This window comes from Kitasatospora sp. NEAU-69 (genome assembly GCF_057158765.1).
Genome location: NZ_JBWXUE010000056.1, coordinates 1 through 15,743, shown reverse-complemented (window position 1 = coordinate 15,743; position 15,743 = coordinate 1). Strand labels below are relative to the sequence as shown.

The 15,743-nt window shown below is 71.3% G+C and carries 13 protein-coding genes; 7 read left to right on the top strand and 6 right to left on the bottom strand.

The annotated features are described in order from the left end of the window. Nucleotides 1-103: 103 nt before the first annotated feature. The 3 genes from AC060L_RS35755 to AC060L_RS35745 all read left to right on the top strand — a co-directional run bounded on the left by AC060L_RS35755 (nt 104) and on the right by AC060L_RS35745 (nt 4,841). Nucleotides 104-1,048, top strand: a complete 945-nt coding sequence (locus AC060L_RS35755) for an ROK family glucokinase (protein ID WP_483803160.1) — start codon at nt 104-106, stop codon at nt 1,046-1,048. An 89-nt stretch (nt 1,049-1,137) separates the two neighbouring features. After that, complete coding sequence (locus AC060L_RS35750; protein WP_483803159.1) at nt 1,138-1,947, top strand: endonuclease/exonuclease/phosphatase family protein; 810 nt, start codon at nt 1,138-1,140, stop codon at nt 1,945-1,947. A gap of 365 nt (nt 1,948-2,312) precedes the next feature. Further along, on the top strand, nt 2,313-4,841 hold the full coding sequence (locus AC060L_RS35745) for a collagenase (RefSeq protein ID WP_483803158.1): 2,529 nt from the start codon (nt 2,313-2,315) through the stop codon (nt 4,839-4,841). Between the two features lie 75 nt (nt 4,842-4,916). On the opposite strand, the gene AC060L_RS35740 is transcribed toward AC060L_RS35745, so the two are convergent. Continuing rightward, entirely contained in the window at nt 4,917-5,540 is a 624-nt protein-coding gene (locus AC060L_RS35740; RefSeq protein ID WP_483803157.1) for a hypothetical protein, read from the bottom strand. 26 nt (nt 5,541-5,566) lie between these two features. Further along, the gene (locus tag AC060L_RS35735; protein WP_483803156.1) at nt 5,567-6,340 is read right to left on the bottom strand and encodes an alpha/beta hydrolase; all 774 of its coding nucleotides are present in this window, start codon (nt 6,338-6,340) and stop codon (nt 5,567-5,569) included. Between the two features lie 196 nt (nt 6,341-6,536). On the opposite strand from AC060L_RS35735, the gene AC060L_RS35730 reads away from it, so the two are divergent. Beyond that, nucleotides 6,537-7,355: a lysophospholipid acyltransferase family protein gene (locus AC060L_RS35730; protein ID WP_483803177.1), complete on the top strand. Its 819-nt coding sequence runs from the start codon at nt 6,537-6,539 to the stop codon at nt 7,353-7,355. Nucleotides 7,356-7,443: 88 nt separating this feature from the next. On the opposite strand, the gene AC060L_RS35725 is transcribed toward AC060L_RS35730, so the two are convergent. Together AC060L_RS35725 and AC060L_RS35720 are read right to left on the bottom strand one after the other, a co-directional pair. Beyond that, nucleotides 7,444-8,100 carry an NADPH-dependent F420 reductase gene (locus AC060L_RS35725; RefSeq protein WP_483803155.1) on the bottom strand — a complete coding sequence of 219 codons (657 nt, stop codon included), beginning with the start codon at nt 8,098-8,100 and terminating at the stop codon, nt 7,444-7,446. A 156-nt stretch (nt 8,101-8,256) separates the two neighbouring features. Next, nucleotides 8,257-10,215 carry an anthranilate synthase family protein gene (locus tag AC060L_RS35720; protein WP_483803154.1) on the bottom strand — a complete coding sequence of 653 codons (1,959 nt, stop codon included), beginning with the start codon at nt 10,213-10,215 and terminating at the stop codon, nt 8,257-8,259. Between the two features lie 312 nt (nt 10,216-10,527). Between AC060L_RS35720 and AC060L_RS35715 the strand changes: the two genes are divergently transcribed. Both AC060L_RS35715 and AC060L_RS35710 read left to right on the top strand, forming a co-directional pair. Continuing rightward, complete coding sequence (locus AC060L_RS35715; RefSeq protein ID WP_483803153.1) at nt 10,528-11,862, top strand: class II 3-deoxy-7-phosphoheptulonate synthase; 1,335 nt, start codon at nt 10,528-10,530, stop codon at nt 11,860-11,862. Nucleotides 11,863-12,015: 153 nt separating this feature from the next. Further along, nucleotides 12,016-12,303 carry a (2Fe-2S)-binding protein gene (locus tag AC060L_RS35710; RefSeq protein ID WP_483803152.1) on the top strand — a complete coding sequence of 96 codons (288 nt, stop codon included), beginning with the start codon at nt 12,016-12,018 and terminating at the stop codon, nt 12,301-12,303. Between the two features lie 20 nt (nt 12,304-12,323). On the opposite strand, the gene bfr is transcribed toward AC060L_RS35710, so the two are convergent. After that, a complete protein-coding gene (gene bfr / locus AC060L_RS35705) occupies nt 12,324-12,803 on the bottom strand; it encodes a bacterioferritin (RefSeq protein ID WP_483803151.1) in 480 nt (159 codons plus the stop codon). 213 nt (nt 12,804-13,016) lie between these two features. Here bfr and AC060L_RS35700 point away from each other — a divergent pair, with 213 nt between their 5' ends. Next, the gene (locus AC060L_RS35700; RefSeq protein ID WP_483803150.1) at nt 13,017-13,646 is read left to right on the top strand and encodes a sulfite oxidase-like oxidoreductase; all 630 of its coding nucleotides are present in this window, start codon (nt 13,017-13,019) and stop codon (nt 13,644-13,646) included. A gap of 26 nt (nt 13,647-13,672) precedes the next feature. Here AC060L_RS35700 and pknB read toward each other — a convergent pair whose 3' ends face one another. After that, nucleotides 13,673-15,625: a Stk1 family PASTA domain-containing Ser/Thr kinase gene (gene pknB, locus AC060L_RS35695; RefSeq protein ID WP_483803176.1), complete on the bottom strand. Its 1,953-nt coding sequence runs from the start codon at nt 15,623-15,625 to the stop codon at nt 13,673-13,675. Between the last annotated feature and the right edge of the window lie 118 nt (nt 15,626-15,743).

The window sequence follows — 15,743 nt, the reverse complement described above, 5'->3', positions numbered from 1 at the left end:
TTGTCTTCGGATAATGTATGGGCCAGGTGTGTACGGGAGCACGGCCGGGCGGGAACAGGAACCGTTCCGCCCCATCGGGCACGAGCGAATGACTGAGGGACACATGGCTCTGACCATCGGCGTCGACGTCGGCGGTACCAAGATCGCGGCTGGTGTGGTCGATGAGTCCGGCGAGATCCTGGCCCGGACCCGGGTACCCACGCCGGCCGACCCGCAGTGGGCAGTGGATGCGATCGCCCAGGCCGTGCGCGAGCTCAAGGCGCAGTACGGCGAGATCGCGGCCGTCGGCGTCGGCGCCCCCGGCTTCGTCGACCGCGACCGCTCCACGGTGATCTTCGCCCCGAACATCGCGTGGGAGAACGAGCCGCTGGGCGGGCGGATCGCCGAGCTCACCGGCATCACCACGGTCGTGGAGAACGACGCGAACTGCGCGGCCTGGGCCGAGTTCCGGTTCGGCGCGGCGGCCGAGCACGAGGACATGGTGCTGATCACGGTCGGCACCGGCATCGGCGGCGGCATCGTGCTCGACGGCCGGCTGCAGCGCGGCCGGTTCGGCGTGGCCGGCGAGATCGGCCACCTCAACATGGTGCCGGACGGCCTGCTCTGCGGCTGCGGCGGCAAGGGCTGCTGGGAGCAGTACGGCTCCGGCCGGGCGCTGCGCCGCTACGGCCGGGAGAAGGCGGCCGCCGACCCGGTGCGCGGCAAGCACATGCTGGAGCTGAACGACGGCGTGGCCGACACGATCCGCGGCATCCACATCACCGAGGCGGCCGAGGCCGGTGACCCGCTCGCGCTGGAGTGCTACGACGAGCTGGCCGACTGGCTCGGCCGGGGCATGGCCGACCTGGCCGCGCTCTTCGACCCGGGCGTCTTCGTGCTCGGCGGCGGTGTCTCCGACTCCGGCCGGCTGCTGCTCGACCCGGTGGCCAAGGCGTACGAGAAGTACCTGACCGGTGGCGAGCACCGGCCGCGCGCCGAGGTGGTGCTGGCCTCGATGGGTTCGGCGGCCGGCATCGCGGGCGCCGCCGACCTGGCCCGCATGGCCTGACACCGTCCGGGATCCGACGTTTTCCGGCTGCTTTCGGCCACGACCGGCTCCGCCACGGCGGAGCCGGTAGCGTGTCAGGAGTGACTGGGGTGACTTCGACTGCGGCTGCGACTGCGACCGGGCTGACCACGACCGGGCCGGCCGCGAGCGGGCCGGCCGCTGCCGGGCTCGGCCTGCCGGCCTCCGGGCCTGAGGCGGACGGCGCCGAGCGGGTCCGGGTCCTCAGCTACAACATCCGCTCGCAGCGCGACGACCGGCGGGCGCTGGCCCGGGTGATCCGCGCCTGTGAGCCGGATCTGATCTGCATTCAGGAGTCGCCGCGCTACTGGCGCCCCGAGGGCCAGGCGGCCTGGCTGGCCCGCAACACCGGCACGGTGATCCTCTCCGGCGGCGGGCGGAGCGCGGCCGGCCCGCTGCTGCTCGGCCGGATGCGGACGCAACTGCTCAGCCGGCACGACCTGTTGCTGCCCAAGCACCGCGGCATGCATGCGCGCGGCTTCGCGACCGCGATGGTGCGGATCGGGCACAGCGTCCCGTTCGCGCTGACCAGTTGCCACCTGAGCTTCATCCCGGGGGAGCGGCTGCAGCAGTTCGAGCTGCTGCGCGAGCACGCGGCGATCAGCCCGTACTCGGTGATCGGCGGGGACTTCAACGCGCACCCGGAGGACGCGGACTGGCACGGCCTGGCCGCGCACTACCAGGACGGCTGGGCGACCAGCCCGTGGGGCGGTGAGTACACCTCGCGCCCCGGTGACCCGTTCCAGCGGCTGGACGCCGTCTTCGCCTCGCCCGCGATCGAGGTGCTCGCCTGCGGCGTGCCGCCGCTGCCGACCGCTGACCTGCTGGCGGCCACCGACCACCTGCCGGTCGTCGCGGTGCTGCGGGTGCCGGCGGCCTGAAGCCCTGGGGCCTGAAGCCCTGAGGCCTGACGTCCCATCAGCGGATCGCGGCTGGTCGCGCCCGATCGCGGCCGAGTGTGTGACCAACCGTGACTGACTGTTGGTCAGACAACTTTCTGTCAGCTGCTGCCGGATCGACTGCGTCGGATCTCTTCACGAGTCATGTGATGTATGCAATGGTACATGTCACACACCCCACCGTGGCATGCTCGACGCGGCCAGGGATCCGTCGTGTGCCGTAACCCCACTCTTCAACTACGGCTCTGGCGACGAATTCTGAGGCTCCGTCAACCCCAGTGCAGGCCACGGTCCTCGCCGAAGGCCGCGCTTCCCAGGCGCGGCCCCCCACATCGGGAGACCCTCACGTGAGAAGCACCACCGTCGGGCGCAGCATGCCCCGACTCCTGATAGCCGGCCTCGCGCTCACCATGGGCCTTGGTCTCAACATCCCGCAGGGCCACGCCCAGACGCTCTCGCCCGCCACCCCCAAGGCGGCCGCCAAGCCCCGCGCACCCCGGCCCGGCCTCGCCCCACAGCCGGCCACCGGCACCGTCCGCGACGACGAGTCGCGCGTCGCCGCCAAGGACCGTCCGCCGCTGCCGGCCGACAACTCGGCGCTGCACCAGGACTACAGCAAGGCGCGTACGGTCGCGCCGCACGCCGCACACCCGGCCACCACCACCTGCTCCACCGCCGCGTTCACCGGCAGCACCGGCAGCGCGCTGGTGCAGGCGATCCAGGCGGCCGGCTCGGACTGCGTCAACACCCTCTTCACCCTGACCGGTTCCGACGCGCACGCCGCGTTCCAGGAGTCGCAGATGGTCACCGTCGCGAACGCGCTCGCCGCGGCCTCGCCGGCCTACCCGGGTGACGACAGCACACAGGTGCTGGAGTTGGTGCTCTACCTGCGGGCCGGCTACTACGTCCAGTGGGGCAACGCCTCCGACGTGGGCAGCTACGGCCCCGCGCTGCAGAGCGCGATCCAGGCCGCGCTGGACGCCTTCTACGCGAACCCGCACAGCACGGACGCCACCGACGCGAACGGCGCGGTGCTCGCCGAGGCCGTCACGCTGATCGACAGCGCCGGCCAGAACGCCCGCTACCTGCCGGTGCTCAAGAAGCTGCTGACGAACTACAACAGTTCGTACAACGCGTCCTACAACATGGTGAACGCGGTCAACAACGTCTACACCGTGCTGTTCCGCGGCCACCAGAACGCCGACTTCATCGCGGCGACCGAGGCCGACCCGAGCATCCTGGACACGCTCGGCACCTTCGCGAGCAACAACCTCTCGCTGCTCGGCGGCCCGCAGAGCTTCCTCGCCGCGAACGCCGGCACCGAGTTGGCCCGCTTCCTGCAGGACAGCACGCTGCTGCCCAAGGTGCGCCCGATGGTCAAGGGCCTGCTCGCCGAGTCGGCGATGACCGGCTCCACCGCGCCGCTGTGGGTCGGCGTCGCCACCCAGGCCGACCAGTACGACCAGGCGAACTGCTCCGACTACAACACCTGCGACCTGGCCGACCGGCTGAAGGCCGCGGTGCTGACGATCCAGTACACCTGCAGCCCGTTCCTCAAGATCGAGGCCCAGGCGCTGACCACCGACGAGCTGAACGCGACCTGCAACAGCCTGATCGGCGAGACCGCGTTCTTCCACAACCTGGTCAAGGACCCCGGCCCGCTGCCCGGCGACCTGAACACCACGCTCACGCTGGACATCTTCCACTCCACCGCCGACTACCAGACCTACGCCGGCGAGATCTTCGGGATGAGCACCGACAACGGCGGGATGTACATGGAGGGCAACCCCTCCGACCCGGCCAACGTGCCCCGGTTCGTCGCCTACGAGGCGGACTGGCTGCGCCCGAGCTTCCAGATCTGGAACCTCAACCACGAGTTCACGCACTACCTGGACGGCCGCTTCGACACCGCCGGCGACTTCACCGCCGCCACCTCGACCCCCGACACGATCTGGTGGATCGAGGGCCTGGCCGAGTACGACTCCTACACCTACCGCGGCCTGGTGGACACCGACGCGGTGGCCGACGCGGCCAAGGCCGGCTACCCGCTGAGCACCGTCTTCGCCAACACCTACAACAGCGGCGAGGACCGGATCTACCCGTGGGGCTACCTCTCGGTGCGCTACATGCTGGAGCGCCACCGCCCCGACGTGGACAAGCTGCTCGGCTTCTACCGCTCCGGTGACTACCAGGGCGCGCTCGGCCTGCTCACCGGCATCGGCACCAGCTATGACGCGGACTGGTCCAGCTGGCTCGCCGCCTGCGCCGCCGGCGCCTGCAACGACAACATCCCGCAGCCGCCGACCGCCACCTTCACCACCCAGGTGAACGGCCTCTCGGCGAACTTCGCCGACACCACCGCCCCCACCGGCGCGACCGTCGTCTCCCGCAGCTGGGACTTCGGCGACGGCACCACCTCCACCGACGCCGACCCGGTGAAGACGTACGCCAACCCCGGCACGTACACCGTGCACCTCACCGTGCTGGACAGCGACGGCGGTTCGGCCGCGACCACCGGCACCGTGACGGTCACGGCCACCGGCTCGACCGAGTGCACCGACCCCGACGTGCGGGTGCTCGGCCAGAACTGCGGCCGCAGCAACCTCGCCCAACCGGCCGGTGGCTACGGCTACTTCTACATCAACGTGCCGGCCGGCACGAAGCAGCTCACCATCACCACGAGCGGCGGCACCGGCAACGTCAACCTCTACTTCAACAAGAGCACCTGGGCGAACAGCAGCAACGCGACGGCCCGCTCGACCGGTGCCGGCACCAGCCACACCCTGACCATCAGCTACCCGCACGCCGGCGCGAACTACATCAGCCTGCTCGGGACCAGCGACTTCTCCGGCGTCACCGTGACCACGCAGTACTGATCACCGCTCATCACCACTTGCAACGACGCAGCGCCCCGGGGGAGTCCCCGGGGCGCTGCTCCGTACTGTCAGGCGTCAGACGACGGCGCCGCCGTGCGGGTCCGGCGGCTCGTCCTCGTCGCGGTCCTTCATCCGGACCACCAGCGTGACGAAGCCGCCGAGGAACGCGGTGATGCCGACCCAGGCCGGCCAGCCGGCCACCTCGCGCCAGAACAGCACGTCGAAGAGGAGCAGCGCCGGCCCGCCGAGCACGGCGATCCAGGCGAACCTCGACGTGGTGTCGCCGGTCGGCAGCGGCGGTGGCTCGGGCGGCACGAAGTGGCCCTCGTCCGGGTCCTCGGCCGCCTCCCAGCTGCGCGGGCCCGGCGGTGGGCCGGGCACCGGCTGGCCGGGCGTGATCCGCGGCCGCGGCTGCGGCTTGAAGCCGCCGATGTCGCCGGTGCCGAAGCCCTTCTTGGTGCCGGGGTCGTTCCTGATCCCCAGGTCGTTCCTGGCACCCAGGTCGTTCTTCGCCCGCAGGTTCTCGATCTCCGGCCAGTCGGAGCGGGTCAGGTCCACCGGGTCGTCGAACTGCGCGACCAGTGCGGCGAAGATGGCGTCCTGCTCGGCCTGGCTGCCGGGGGCCGGCGCCGGGCGTGGTTCGCTCTCGGTGGGGCGGTCCTCGTCGTCGCCCGCGGTGTTGCTCTCCTGCTCGTGCACTGCCGGCCCTTCGGTCCTGGTCGCCCTCAGCCCTGCTGGTCTGTGGCCTTCGCTACCGCGGACAACCGTCGGACGAACCCGAGGGATTCCTCGAAGATCAGTTCGTCGTCGTGGTCGAGCGTTGCCACGTGGTAGCTGCGCTCGCACAGCCGCTCCGTCACATCGACCGAGGATATCCGGGCCAGCACCAGAGCGGAGTTCGCCGGCGAGACCACGTGGTCCCGGGGGCTGCGCAGCAGCAGGAGCGGCTGGTCGACCCGGGGCAGCGCCTCCTGGACCTCGCGCCAGAAGTGGGAGAGCGACCAGAGCGCGTGCGTCGGCAGCCGGTCGTACCCGAGCTCGACGGCGCCGGGCCGGGCGATGTCACTGGTGATCCCGGGCACGCTGGGCAGCAGGTGGCGCAGCACCGGCAGCAGCGCGATGGCCGGCTTGTCGGAGCGCACCGAGGGGTTCACCACGACCACCCCGGCGACCTGCTTGCCGTAGTCCGCGGCCAGCTTGAGCGCGAGGCCGCCCCCCATCGAGAGGCCGAAGACGAAGACCTGCTCGCACTCCCGGGTGAGCAGCAGCAGTTCGCGGGAGACCTCCGCGTACCAGTCCTCCCACCGGGTCACCTGGAGGTCCTGCCAGCGGGTGCCGTGGCCGGGCAGCAGCGGCAGCGAGACGGTCAGCCCGGCGGCGGCCAGGTGATCGGCCCACGGGCGCAGCGACTGCGGTGAGCCGGTGAAGCCGTGACAGAGCAGCACCCCGACCGGCCCGCCGCGGTGGTGGAACGGCTCGGCACCGGGCAGCAGCGGCATGCGGGGCTCCTTGCGGGTTCTCGACCGGGGGCTCGACCGGGTACTCGACTCGGCGGTGGACCGGGCAGGGGCGGGAGCCGCATCGTCCCATGGGCGCGTGCCTGCGTACACCCCCTCTGGTGCAGTCCGGGGGCTGTCGGGGCATTAGGATCGACCGGTCTGCAATACAGGAGGTCCGGAGTTGTTCTACCGACTGATGAAGATCATCGTCACCCCTCTGCTTCGGATCTTCTTCCGTCCGTGGATGGAGGGTGCCGAGAACATTCCGGAAGAGGGCGCCGCGATCATCGCGAGCAATCACCTCTCCTTCTCGGACTCCTTTTTCCTGCCCGCGCTGATGAAGCGCCGGGTCACCTTCATCGCGAAGGCGGAGTACTTCAACACGCCGGGCCTCAAGGGCCGGCTGACGGCGGCTTTCTTCAAGGGCGTCGGTCAGCTTCCGGTGGACCGCTCGGGCGTGCGCGGGGCCGGCGAGGCCGCGATCCGCAGCGCGATCGCGGTGATCGACCGTGGTGAGCTCTTCGGCGTCTACCCCGAGGGCACCCGCTCGCCCGACGGCAAGCTGTACCGCGGCAAGGTCGGCGGCCTGGCCCGGGTGGCGCTGGCCACCGGTGCACCGGTGATCCCGGTCGCGATGATCGACACCGAGAAGGTCCAGCCGCCCGGCCAGGTGATCCCCAAGTTCGGCATCCGCCCGGGTATCCGGATCGGCCGCCCGCTCGACTTCTCCCGTTACCAGGGCATGGAGAACGACCGCTTCATCCTTCGTTCGGTCACGGACGAGGTGATGTACGAGATCATGCGGCTCTCCGGCCAGGAGTACGTGGACATCTACGCGACCGCCGCCAAGCGGCAGATCGCGGACGAGAAGAAGCGCGCCGACGCCGAGCGCCGCGCCGAGCAGCGCGAGCAGCGGGCGGCGGAGAAGGCGGCCGAGAAGGAGAAGCAGGAGCTGGAGAAGGCCGAGAAGGCCGAGAAGGCCGAGAAGGACGCCGCGGAGCACGACGAGAAGTAGCACCGCACGTGCCGATGGGCGGGCCCGCGATCGTGGGCCCGCCCATCGCCGTTCCGGCTGCTCGTCGGGCCCGTCGGGCTCGCCCTGCTCAGTCCGCGACCTGGAAGCTGTAGTTGAAGTCCGTGTGCCCGTAGTGGCGCATCATGCTGAGCCAGAACGGCATCAGCATCTCCATCCCGCGTGCGGCCTTGATCCCGCCGAGGTCGATCACGTCCTGGTTCGGCCAGTTGAAGGCGGTCAGCAGCCCGGACACCTCGCGCTTGGCCGCGGCGTCGTCCCCCGCGATGAACGCCAGGTGCCGGCCCGGCACCCGCCCCGGGTTCACCATCACCGGCGCCGACATCGTGTTGAGCGCCTTCACCACCCGGGTCCGCGGAAAGGCGCGCTGGATCCGCTCGCCGACGCTGTCGGTGTTGACCGGGTCGAGGGTGGCCTCCCCCTCGGGCGAGAAGACCAGCGGGTTCGACACGTCGATCAGCACCTTCCCGGCCAGCGCCTCCTCCCCGGCCGCCGCCAGCACGTCGAGCGTGGCCGTGCCGGGCGTCGCGTTGATCACCAGCTCGCCGAACGCGGCCGCCTGCGCGAACGTCCCGCAGTGCCCGCGCGCCCCGGCTGCCTCGGCCCACGCACTGCCGGTCGGGCTGGCGTCGCTGCGCGAGCCGAGCGTGATGTCGTGCCCGAGGGAGAGCAGCTTGCCGGCGAGTGTCTGGCCGACCGAGCCGGTGCCGAGGATTGCGATGCGCATGTCGGCCAGTGTGCCGCAGGTCACAGAGGAGGAGGGGAAGGCGCGGCGAGCCGGGCCCGGTGGGGCACCGCCCGGCTCTGCGGGATCCCACCGCCCGGTCAAGGTCAGGGCGGTGGGACTCGCTCGTCCGGGTGACGGCCAGGGTGGCTGTGCCCGTCAGTTCCCGACCGGCACCGCGCCGCGCAGCAGCTCCGCGACCACGCCCACGCCGTCCTTGGTCAGCACCGACTCCGGGTGGAACTGCAGGCTCGCGAAGCCGGGGCCGCGCAGGGCGTGGATGTCGCCGGTGGCCGGGTCGTGGGCGACCTCGATGCTCTCGGCCGCCAGCCGGGCGGCCTCGGCGGGGCCGCAGTGCGCGGTGAAGGTGTTGTAGAAGCCGACGGTCTGCGCGGCGCCGAACAGGTCGATCGTCTCCTGCGCGCCCTGGTAGACCGTGGCCTTGCGGCGCAGCGGCAGGCCGAGCTCTCCGCAGAGCAGCTGGTGGCCGAGGCAGACGGCGAGCAGCGGGTGCGCCCGGGTGCCGGCGCGGGTGGCCGCCAGGGCGTCGGCGGCGATCGGGCGCAGCAGCGCCATCTTCGGGTCGGCGGTGTCGGCCGGGTCGCCCGGGCCGGGGCCGAGCACCAGCGGACCGGGGTGCGCGGCGACCCGCGCGCGCAGCCCCGGGGTGTCGTAGCGCAGCACCGAGACCTGGTGGCCGAGCGAACGCAGCAGGTGGGCGAGCATCGCGGTGAAGGTGTCCTCGCCGTCCACCACCAGGGTCGGCTCGGGCTCGCTGACCGTCAGCTGGTCCTGCATCCGCAGCCAGAACGGCGCCAGGCCGGCCCGGCGGGAGTCCAGCGCGGCCTGCACCCGGTGGTCGTCGGCCAGGCGCGGGTTGGTCGGGTGCGCGTCGGTGCCGGCCTGCGGTACGGCCGGGGCCGGCAGCGCGCCGATCGCGGTGAGCACGCCGGCCGCCTTCGCGTGCGTCTCGGCGACCTCGGAGTCGGGGTCGGAGTGGCGCACCAGCGTGGCGCCGACCCGGACCACCAGCCGGCCGGTCGCCGGGTCGATGTCGGCGGTGCGGATGCAGATCGGCGAGTCGAGCTGCTGGCCGCCGCCGGCCGAGCGGCCGATCAGCGCGAGTGCGCCCGAGTAGTAGCCGCGCCCGGTGGGCTCGTAGCGGCGGATCACCCGGGTCGCGTTCTGCACCGGGCTGCCGGTGACGGTCGCCGCGAACATGGTCTCGCGCAGCACGTCCCGGACGTCCAGCGAGGTGCGCCCGCGCAGCTCGTACTCGGTGTGCGCGAGGTGCGCCATCTCCTTGAGGCGCGGGCCGAGCACCTGGCCGCCGAGGTCGCCGACCGTGCACATCATCTTCAGTTCCTCGTCGACCACCATGGTGAGCTCCTCCAGCTCCTTGGGGTCGTGCAGGAAGTCGATCAGCGAGTCGATCGTCGGGCCGCCGGCCGGATAGCGGTAGGTGCCGGAGATCGGGTTCATCACGACCGTCCCGCCGCTCTGCCGCACGTGCACCTCCGGTGAGGCGCCGACCAGCACGCGGTCGCCGGTGTGCACCAGGAACGTCCAGTACGCGCCGCGCTCCTGTTCGAGCAGCCGCCGCAGCAGGCTCAGCGCGAGCTCCGGCGAGAAGCCCTCCAGCGTCCCGCCGAAGTCGCGGCGGATCACGAAGTTCGCGCCCTCGCCGCTGCCGATCTCGTCCCGGATCACCCGGCGGACGATCTGCGCGTACGCCGCGTCGTCGATGTCGAAGCCGCCGCCGGAGAGCGTGACCGGCAGCACGGGCAGCGCCGCCATCACCTCGGCCAGCGGGTACGCATGACTCTCCTGGACGGCGAGCGCGCTCAGCGGCGTGCCGTCGTCGTGCGCCTCGAAGCCGCGCTCGCGGATCTGCCGGTACGGGACCAGCGCGAGCAGGTCGTGCCGCGGCCGGCCGTCGCCCGGGGCGCCGGCCGGCACCGGCAGGTCGGCCAGCGACTCGTGGTCGGCGACCGTGCCGATCAGCACCTCGACGGTGTCCTGGGCGAGCCGGGGCGCGCGGCGGTGCAGCAGCGCGAAGGCAGGGGCGTCCGGCGCACAGAGCCGGGCGAGCAACTGATCGAGAGCGGGACTGGTCACGTTCGGCTTCTTTCCGGAGGAGGGGCGGGAACTGGGGGTCCGCTCTCCCGGGAGGGCCGGGCGCTCAGGCGCCGACGGCCACCCCGAGGGGCGGCCGTGGTGTCGTCAGCAGCGACGCGCGATCGGTGGGCCACCTCGCGGGATGGTCCACCACCAGGAGCAGCTGTGCGGTGCGGTCATGACAGGGACGCTAACCGATGCGTCCACGGGTATGGGACGGTCTGGGCACCCGAGCCGCCAAATGTCCGCCGCGCGTCTCACCCACCGGGCATCTCGCACAAATCGCTTGAGTCACCCCGTAGCCTTTGAGGCGTGACCGTGAACAATCTCCACTCCTGGCAGTCCCTGCCCGCGGCGCAGCAGCCTGAATGGCCGGATCCTGAGGCGCTGCGCACCGCTCTTGCGGACCTCGCTTCGTATCCGCCCCTCGTCTTCGCCGGCGAGTGCGACCAGCTGCGCGCCCGGCTCGGCGCTGTCGCGCGTGGCGAGGCGTTCCTCCTGCAGGGCGGCGACTGCGCCGAGGCCTTCGACGGCGTCTCGGCGGAACAGATCCGCAACAAGCTCAAGACGCTGCTCCAGATGGCGGCCGTGCTGACGTACGCCGCCTCGGTGCCGGTGGTCAAGGTCGGCCGGATCGCCGGACAGTACTCCAAGCCGCGCTCCAAGCCGACCGAGACCCGCGACGGCGTCACGCTGCCGGTCTACCGCGGCGACTCGGTGAACGGCTTCGACTTCACCCCCGAGTCCCGCCGGCCCGACCCGGAGCGGCTGAAGCGGATGTACAACGCGTCCGCCGCGACGCTCAACCTGGTCCGTGCCTTCACCACCGGTGGTTACGCCGACCTGCGCCAGGTGCACGCCTGGAACCAGGACTTCGTGCGCAACTCGCCGGCCGGCCAGCGCTACGAGCGCCTGGCCAAGGAGATCGACAACGCGCTCAGCTTCATGCAGGCGTGCGGGGTCACTCCGGAGGAGTTCCGCACGGTCGAGTTCTACTCCTCGCACGAGGCGCTGGTGCTCGACTACGAGACCGCGCTGACCCGGGTGGACTCGCGCACCAACGAGCTCTACGACGTCTCCGGCCACATGGTCTGGATCGGCGAGCGCACCCGCCAGCTGGACGGTGCGCACATCGAGTTCGCGTCCAAGATCCGCAACCCGATCGGCGTCAAGCTCGGCCCGACCACCACGGTGGACGAGGCACTGACCCTGATCGAGCGGCTCGACCCCGAGCGCGAGCCCGGCCGGCTCACCTTCATCACCCGGATGGGCGCGGGCAACGTCCGCGAGCACCTGCCCACCCTGGTGGAGAAGGTCACCGCGTCCGGTGCCCAGCCGGTCTGGATCTGCGACCCGATGCACGGCAACACCTTCGAGGCCGAGACCGGCCACAAGACCCGCCGCTTCGACGACGTGCTCGACGAGGTCAAGGGCTTCTTCGAGGTGCACCGCGCGCTCGGCACCCACCCGGGCGGCATCCACGTGGAGCTGACCGGCGACGACGTCACCGAGTGCGTCGGCGGTGGCGACGAGGTGATGGTCGACGACCTGCACCAGCGCTACGAGACGGCCTGCGACCCCCGGCTGAACCGCAGCCAGTCGCTGGACCTGGCGTTCCTGGTCGCGGAGATGTACCGCGGCCACTGAGCCCACCGGGGAACGTCCGGCCGGGCAGTGTTCCGCCGGGCAATGTGACGAAGGCCCCTCCGCTTCTCGAAGCGGAGGGGCTTTTTCATGCCCGGAAGGGCAGGTAAGGTGAGCCTTAGCTAAAGACCCCGCGCCACCCTGGGAGAGTCCGCGATGTACGTGTGCATGTGCCATGCGGTCACCGAGGACCAGGTCAAGCGGGCGATCGACGCGGGTGCCAACTCCCCGCGCCAGATAGCCCAGGGCTGCAAGGCGGGGACCGACTGCGGCTCCTGCGTGCGCCGGATCCAGACCCTGCTGGGCGAGCACGGCGGCCGCCCGTGCCCCACCGCCCGGCTCGCCGCCAAGCTCGGGCTGGCCGACCCCGAGGACGCGCCGGTGGCCGAGCGGGCGAATCCGCTGCCCCGGCTCGTCCGGCCCGAGCTGCGCCGGATCGCCTGAACCGCCGGACCTGAGTGCGGTCAGCTCTCCGGCTGCTCGATCAGCTGCGCGAGGTACAGCGCCTCGCCGAGCTTCTCCACCAGTTCCAGCTGGGTGTCCAGGTAGTCGATGTGGTGTTCCTCGTCGGCCAGGATCGACTCGAAGATGTTGGCCGAGGTGACGTCGTTCTTGGCCCGCATCACCACGATGCCCCGGCGCAGCCGGTCGATCGCCTCGACCTCGACCTGCCGGTCCGCCTGGAACATCTCCGTGACCGTCTGGCCGATCCGGACGTGGAAGAGCCGCTGGTAGTTCGGCAGGCCGTCCAGGAAGAGAATCCGGTCGGTGAGCACCTCGGCGTGCTTCATCTCGTCGAAGGACTCGTGCCGGGTGTATTTCGCGAGCTTCGTCCAGCCGAAGTTCTCCTGCATCTTCGCGTGCAGGAAGTACTGGTTGATCGCGGTCAGCTCGGCGGTGAGCTGCTCGTTGAGGAATTCGATGACCTCGGGGTCGCCCTGCATGGCGTGTGTGCCTTCCTGCCGCTCGGATGGAGTCAGTCGGGGAACCAGCTGGACGCATCCTGGCACCGCTATGGGTGATATTTCCAGTAAGTTCACACTCACTCGTTTTTGAGTCTTATGACCGGTTTTTCGGCATATTCCGCCACCGGTGGGGCGCTCGGGGCGGTGAGGGGCGCTCGGCTGACTCCGTGCGCCGTCTGTCACCATGGAGTCATGGGTCAGTCCGAACAAGAACAATCCGAGCAGTCTGACCCGAGGCTCCCTCCCGGCCAGCGCAGGCAACGCGGCTGGCCGGTCCTGCACTACGGTCCGGTGCCCCGCTTCAAGCCGCTGACCTGGGATTTCCAGGTGTTCGGCGCAACCGCCTCGGCCGAGAAGCACAGCTGGGACCACGAGGCCTTCAGTGCCCTGCCGCGGGTCACGGTGCACGCGGACCTGCACTGCGTGACCCGCTTCTCGATGTTCGACAGCGAGTGGAACGGCGTGTCGGCCAAGACCGTCCTGGACCTGGTGCCGCCGGCCGCCGAGGTCACCCATGTGATGGTCTGGGCCGAGTACGGCTACAGCGCGAACCTGCGGCTGGCCGACTTCGCCGACCCGCGCACGCTCTTCGCCACCCATTGCAACGGCGAGCCGCTGACCGTGGAGCACGGGTTCCCGGTCCGGCTGGTGGTGCCGCAGCTCTACGCGTGGAAGGGGCCCAAGTGGGTCCGCGCGGTGGAGTACATGCGGGCCGACCGGCGCGGCTTCTGGGAGGAGCGCGGCTACCACAACCGCGCCGACCCGTGGACCGAGCAGCGCTACTCCTACCAGGAGGAGCCGGGCGACGGCCCGCTGCGCTAGCTCGGTGGATCCGGGAGCGGGACCGGCTAGAACTTGATGGTGACCGTCGAGCCCTTGGGCGTCATCGTCCCGGCCAGCGGGGTCTGCTGCGCGACGCTGCTCAGCCCGAAGAAGTTCAGCCCGGTGCTCTTCACCTTGAAGCCGGCCGCGGTCAGCGCCTTGGTGGCGTCCGCCTCGCTCATCCCGGTCACGCTCGGCACCGGTACCGGCTGCGGGCCCTTGGAGAGCGTCAGGGTCACCGTCGTCCCCGGCGCCGCCGTCCCCGTGACGTCCTGGGTGGTCACCGAGCCGGCCGGCACGCCGTCCGAGAACGCCTGGTCGGCGGCGAGCGCGACCTTGAAACCGGCGCCGACCAGCGTGCTCTGCGCGGTGGCCACCGGCTGGCCGGTGGTGTCCGGCACGGCGACCGGCGCCGGGCCCTTGCTGATCAGCAGCGAGACCGGCGCGTTCACCGGCAGCGGCTGGCCGGCCGCCGGGTCGGTGGAGACCACCGCGCCCTGCGGCACGGTCGGGCTGTAGTCCTCGCTACTGCTGCCGGGGGTCAGCCGGGCCGCGGTGAGCAGCTGCTTCGCCTGGTCGGCCGGCTTGCCGGTGAGGTCCGGCACGGCGATCCGCTCGGGGCCCTTGGAGAGCACCACCTTCACGCCGTCGCTCTTCTGCACCCGCGCACCGACCCCGGGGTCGGTGCTCATCACCTGGCCGGCCGGGATGCTCTCGCTGAAGGCCTGGCTGAACCGGCCCTGCAGGCCGGCGCCGTCCAGCGTGGTGACGGCCTGCGCCTGGGTCTGGCCGAGCACCGAGGGCACGGTCGCGTAGACCGCGCCGGAGAGCAGGTAGCTGACCGCGGCGACCGCCAGCAGCACGAGGCCGAGCGCCGAGCCCCAGACCAGCCGCCGCCGCGACCGCGGCGAGCGCTGCGCCCGGGACTGCGCCCGGGACTGGGACCGGCGCGGCGGCGTCGGCTCGTGGTACGGGCGCTGCGGGATCAACGGCTCCGGCGGCGGGACGGGCAGCACGCTGGTCCGCTCGACCGGTGCACTGATCAGCGAGGTGGCCTCGCTGGTGGCGAACCGCGGCGAGGGCTGGGCGGAGGCCGGCGGTTCGGCGTCCAGCTGGGCCGGCGTCAGGGTCCGCCGCAGCCGCTGCAGCGAGGCCAGCAGCTCGACCGCGTCCCACGGCCGGTACTGCGGGTCGCGGGCGGTCGCGGCGGCGACTATCGCGTCCAGCTCCGGCGGCAGACCCGGCACCAGGAGCGAGGGCGCCGGCACGTCCTCGTGCAGGTGACGGTAGATCACCTGCATCGGGTTCTCGCCGACGTACGGCTTACTGCCCGTCAGCAGTTCGTAGAGCATGATGCCGGCCGCGTAGACGTCGACCCGCTGGTCGGTGTCGCCGGACGGCTGGATCTGTTCGGGCGCCAGGTACGAGACGGTGCCCATCACCATGCCGGGCGTGGTGCTGTTCGTCACCGCCGCGTCGGCCCCGGAGAGCAGCCGCACCAGACCGAAGTCGGCGACCTTGACCAGGCCGCCGTCGGTGATCAGCACGTTCTCCGGCTTGACGTCGCGGTGCACCAGACCGGCCCGGTGCGCGGCGCCGAGCGCGGCCAGCACCGGCTCCAGCACGTCCAGCGCCGCCCGCACCGAGAGCGCGCGGCGGTCGGTCAGCAGGTCGCGCAGTGTGCGCCCGGGTACGTACTCCATGGCCAGGAAGACCGCGCCGCCGTCCGCACCCTGATCGAAGACGTTGACCACGTTGGGGTGCGAGAGCCGGGCGACCGCCTTCGCCTCGCGGATGAACCGCTCGGTGAACCCGGCGTCGCCGGCCAGCGCCGGGTGCATCACCTTGAGCGCGAGCACCCGGTCGAGCCGGGTGTCGAAACCCCGGTAGACCGTGGCCATACCGCCCACCGCGATCCGCTGCTCGACCCGGTAGCGGCCGTCCAGCAACGTACCGAGCAGGGGGTCGTTCAGCGTCATGTCCACCCGAGGAGTTTAGGGCCTGTCGTCGAACCCCCTTCTGCTCGGCGACGCCATGCACGCACTCTCGCCGCGCCGGGCACAGGCCCCAATCCGTCCCATACGAGGGCCTTCGCCC